This is a genomic window from Bradyrhizobium macuxiense (assembly GCF_001542415.1).
Taxonomy (GTDB): Bacteria; Pseudomonadota; Alphaproteobacteria; order Rhizobiales; family Xanthobacteraceae; genus Bradyrhizobium; species Bradyrhizobium macuxiense.
In genome coordinates, this window is record NZ_LNCU01000090.1 from 1 (window position 1) to 4,185 (window position 4,185).

The window sequence follows — 4,185 nt, forward strand, 5'->3', positions numbered from 1 at the left end:
CACGCCGCGGAGCTGCTGGATCAGCGCGGCGCGCGCCCTCTCATAGAGCGCGCGGCGGCTCTCGCCGGGGGCGTTGGGATCCAGTCCGGCAATGGCACGGGCGATCAGCGGGTAGTAGTCAGCCATTTCCACACAATTGGTGGGATATAGGTAATATCCCGTTAAGCCTCGAACGGATTCTGTACCAGAATAGTATCCTCACGCTCCGGGCTGGTGGACAGCAGGGCGATCGGACACCCCACCAGTTCCTCGACCCGGCGGACATACTTGATGGCCTGGGCCGGCAGGTCCGCCCAGGACCGGGCATTCGCGGTCGGCTGCTTCCATCCTTCGATCGTCTCATAGATCGGCTCCACCCGGGCCTGCGCGCCCTCGCCGGCCGGCAGATGGTCGATCTCCTTGCCGTCAAGGCGGTAGCCGATGCAGACCTTGATGGTGTCGAAGCCATCGAGGATATCGAGCTTGGTCAGCGCCAGGCCGGCAATGCCGCAGGTGCGGACGGTCTGGCGCACCAGCATGGCGTCGAACCAGCCGACCCGGCGCTTACGCCCGGTATTGACGCCGAACTCCTTGCCGCGGCGGCCGATCTCCTCGCCGATCTCGTCCTTCAGCTCGGTCGGGAACGGGCCTTGGCCGACGCGGGTGGTGTAGGCCTTGCAGATGCCCAGCACATAGCCGACGGCGCCCGGCCCGAGGCCGGTGCCGGTCGCGGCCTGCGCCGCCACCGTGTTGGACGAGGTCACATAGGGATAGGTGCCGTGGTCGACATCGAGCAGCGCGCCCTGCGCACCCTCGAACAGGATGCGCTTGCCCTCGCGGCGCTTGAGGTCGAGCAGCCGCCACACCGTCTCGGCATAGGGCAGCAGCTTCGGCGCCAGCGTCGACAGCTCGGCCAGGATGCCCTTGCCGTCGATCTCCTCCAGATTGAGGCCGCGGCGCAGCGCATTGTGGTGCGCCAGCAGCCGCTCGATCTTGTGCGGCAGGGTGTCGAGGTCGGCGAGGTCCATCAGGCGGATGGCGCGGCGGCCGACCTTGTCCTCATAGGCCGGGCCGATGCCGCGGCGGGTGGTGCCGATCGACGTGATCGCGTTGCCCGATTCGCGCAGGGCGTCGAGCTCGCGATGCAGCGGCAGGATCAGGGTGACGTTCTCGGCGATGCGCAGATTGTCGGGTCCCACCGCGACGCCCTGCCCCTTCAGCTTGGTGACCTCGTCGAGGAAGGCCTGCGGATCGAACACCACGCCGTTGCCGATCACCGCGAGCTTGTTCGGGCGCAGCACGCCGGAGGGCAGAAGCGCCAGCTTGTAGGTCTCGCCATTGATCACGAGGGTATGGCCGGCATTGTGGCCGCCCTGGAAGCGCACGACGATGTCGGCCTGTTCCGACAACCAGTCGACGATCTTGCCCTTCCCCTCGTCGCCCCACTGGGCGCCGACGACGACAACATTGGCCATTTCGACGATAATCCCTTCAGATGTTTCTCAGACCACGATCGCGGCGAAAACGCGTCCGCCCACAGCGATCATGCGTTCATGTGCCCAGCCAAATCGCGACCCGAGCCGCGCGCACGCAAGGCGCCTAACCGGATAAAGGAAGCGGGTCGGCTGCGCAAGCAAGAAGGCCGCCTATTAAGCCTTTTGGATAGGCTCCAACCCCTTGATATCCCCTAAAAATTCCACCGCATGCAAGCCGGCGCGATGCTGGCGGGAATTTAATGTTGGCGCGACCTGCGGCAGGCCCCGCCGTCGGTTGATCGCGGACCTTATTGCGGCGATCATCCCGTTACGTTAACCGGCTCCATCCATGCCCAGTTCGACACAAGCAACGATGGCCCTGAGGAAGCTTGGCATCGCCTTCAAGCTTCACACCTATGTCTACGATTCCAATGCCGAGAGCATCGGGCTGCAGGCCGCCGAGGCGCTCGGCATCGAGCCGAACCGGATGCTGAAGACCCTGATGGCGGAGGTGGACGGCAAGCCGGTGTGCGCCGTGGTGCCGTCCGACTGCGAGGTCAGCATGAAGAAGCTTGCCGCGGCGATGGACGGCAAGTCGGCGAAGATGATGCGCCCGGCCGACGCCGAGCGCCTGACCGGCTATCATGTCGGCGGCATCAGCCCGTTCGGGCAAAGGAAGCGCGTGCCGACCGCGATCGACGCGTCAGCGCTCACCCATGTCAGTGTTTTCGTCAATGGCGGCCAGCGCGGCCTGCAGATCGAGATCGATCCGAACGACGCGGCGCTTGCCGCCGGCGCGACGATGAAGGCGCTGGTGGCGACGCGGGAGTGAGCTCTCGCCGCGACATACGCGCAACAGGTTCAGCGGAGAGAGCCCCCACCCGCAAGCGGAAGAGGATGAGAGAATGCGCCGGCGCCGCGCTTCAGGTCAGGGCTGCGTGCGTGCCCACAACATCGCCTCGACGATCGCCTCGCGCAGCTTGGGGCGCAGCTCGTCGGAACATTCGACAAACGCCAGGATCACGTTGGCGCGGGCGGCGAAGCGCAGACGCCGGTCTTCGTCGTCGTCCGGCGCCGGTACTTTCAAGACGTCCATCAGAATTTCACTCTTCGTCGCGAGGTCCGCGACCAGCGGGAAGGCTTCGATGCAGGTCGAGGCAACTAATCCGGGCTGAACTCGCTTCACGTCTTACTCCCTGGCTCCGTCGCAGCGGCGCTTCCCGATCGCCCGCGGCGGCCTCCGGATCTCGCGGCATCTGGGACAGAAGGGGGTCAATTGTGGTACCCCCGAAATCGGGGGGTTTGGTCGATGCGACTGGACGAAGCGATCTCGACGATCGAGACATCGGAGACGATGGACGAGCTTCGCCTGTCGCTGCACCGGGCGATCCAGACCTACGGCTTCTCAGGCTTCGGATTCGTCGACGCGGGCCGGCCGGAACTCGACCTGCCCTACTATACCGGGACCTTTCCACGGGCGTGGGAACGCACTTACATCCAGAACGATTTCGTCCATAACGATCCGGCGCTGACGCGGGCGCGGCGCACCAATACGCCGTTCACCTGGAGCAGCCTGAAGCTGCCGGAACGCAACGGACGGAAACGGCCGCCCGAGGTCAGGACGATGGATGCCGCGCGGGAATTCGGCTTCACGGACGGCCTCGTCGTGCCGCTGCATTACCGCGACCGGCTCGGCGCCATCCACTCCAGCTCGACCGTGTTCTTCTGGGAGGGCGAGCCGCGCGCCTTCGACAGGCTGCTGAGCAGCCATCGGCACGAGCTGCATCTTTTGATGATCTATTGGGTGCAGCGGGCGATGGACATCGTCAACCGCGACCAGCGCCACGCACCGACCATCCTGAAACCTGCCGACGCCGCCGAGACGATCAAGCTCACGGCGCGCGAGAGGGAGGTGATGGCCTGGGCTGCGCGTGGCAAAACCGTGGCCGACACCGCGGAGATCCTCGGCCTTTCGTCGGAGACGGTGGAAGGCTTCATCAAGCAGGCGCTGCGCAAGCTCAACGCCTCCAACAAGACCCACGGCGTGGCAAAGAGCATCGCGCTCGGGATTATCGACCTCTAGCGCGCGGCCCGCTGCCAGCGATGATGGCCGCGCCATCACGGTGCCCCGCGCGCAACTCCGGCTTGGGTGTAACGGCGACCAACCGTTGCCGGCCGGTCAGCGAGACGAAGACGAGCACCAGCGGCACCATCGACAGCAGCAGCACCGCCCCGCCGTACAGCGCGGCGGAGGGAGTGTGCCACGCATCCTGCAACCGTCCCGCGGCCGACGGTCCGACCGCCATCAGGACGTAGAAGCAGGTGTAGAAGATGCCGAAGCCCAACGAGCGGTCGTGCGGCTCCAGCACCCGCGCCGGCAGTGACAGGATCGCGCCCGACAACGGGCCGATCGCGATGCCGAAGATGACGCCGACGATCGTCGGATAGATGCCGGCCGCGAACAGTGTCAGCGCGAAGGCCGCCACCAATCCGCAGCCGATGATCGCCGCAACCGGCCTGCCGGAACGATGCACGAGGTAACCGCCGACGGGAATTGCCACGATGGTGAACCAGATCGCCAGGCTGGTCAGCGAGGCCGCGATCGTCGGTGCTACCCCCTGCGCCTGCAGCAGCAGCGGCGCATAGCTGAAGAACAGCACGCAGGTCAGGTTCATCACGCCCCAGATCACGCCCGTGACGATCACCGGCAGCAGTACGGCGGTCGGCAACC

5 protein-coding genes are annotated in these 4,185 nt (G+C 65.8%); 2 read left to right on the forward strand and 3 right to left on the reverse strand.

The window, feature by feature from the left end; all coding sequences use genetic code 11:
* Positions 1-161: 161 nt before the first annotated feature.
* Positions 162-1,454 carry an adenylosuccinate synthase gene (locus tag AS156_RS27365; protein WP_066511118.1) on the reverse strand — a complete coding sequence of 431 codons (1,293 nt, stop codon included), beginning with the start codon at positions 1,452-1,454 and terminating at the stop codon, positions 162-164.
* A 349-nt stretch (positions 1,455-1,803) separates the two neighbouring features.
* Here AS156_RS27365 and ybaK point away from each other — a divergent pair, with 349 nt between their 5' ends.
* Positions 1,804-2,286 carry a Cys-tRNA(Pro) deacylase gene (gene ybaK, locus AS156_RS27370; protein ID WP_066511121.1) on the forward strand — a complete coding sequence of 161 codons (483 nt, stop codon included), beginning with the start codon at positions 1,804-1,806 and terminating at the stop codon, positions 2,284-2,286.
* 96 nt (positions 2,287-2,382) lie between these two features.
* Here ybaK and AS156_RS27375 read toward each other — a convergent pair whose 3' ends face one another.
* Entirely contained in the window at positions 2,383-2,640 is a 258-nt protein-coding gene (locus AS156_RS27375; RefSeq protein WP_066511126.1) for a hypothetical protein, read from the reverse strand.
* A gap of 123 nt (positions 2,641-2,763) precedes the next feature.
* On the opposite strand from AS156_RS27375, the gene AS156_RS27380 reads away from it, so the two are divergent.
* Positions 2,764-3,537 (forward strand): LuxR family transcriptional regulator, encoded by a 774-nt coding sequence (locus AS156_RS27380; RefSeq protein ID WP_066511129.1) that lies wholly within the window; start codon positions 2,764-2,766, stop codon positions 3,535-3,537.
* On the opposite strand, the gene AS156_RS43040 is transcribed toward AS156_RS27380, so the two are convergent.
* Positions 3,524-4,185 (reverse strand): MFS transporter (locus AS156_RS43040; RefSeq protein ID WP_160331148.1); only part of this gene is annotated, 662 nt, incomplete at its 5' end. The genes AS156_RS27380 and AS156_RS43040 overlap by 14 nt on opposite strands.

Coding starts and splice junctions, on each gene's coding strand:
- AS156_RS27365 (WP_066511118.1), bottom strand. CDS start 1,454: ATGGCCAATGTTGTCGTCGTCGGCGCCCAGTGGGGCGACGAGGGGAAG.
- ybaK (WP_066511121.1), top strand. CDS start 1,804: ATGCCCAGTTCGACACAAGCAACGATGGCCCTGAGGAAGCTTGGCATC.
- AS156_RS27380 (WP_066511129.1), top strand. CDS start 2,764: ATGCGACTGGACGAAGCGATCTCGACGATCGAGACATCGGAGACGATG.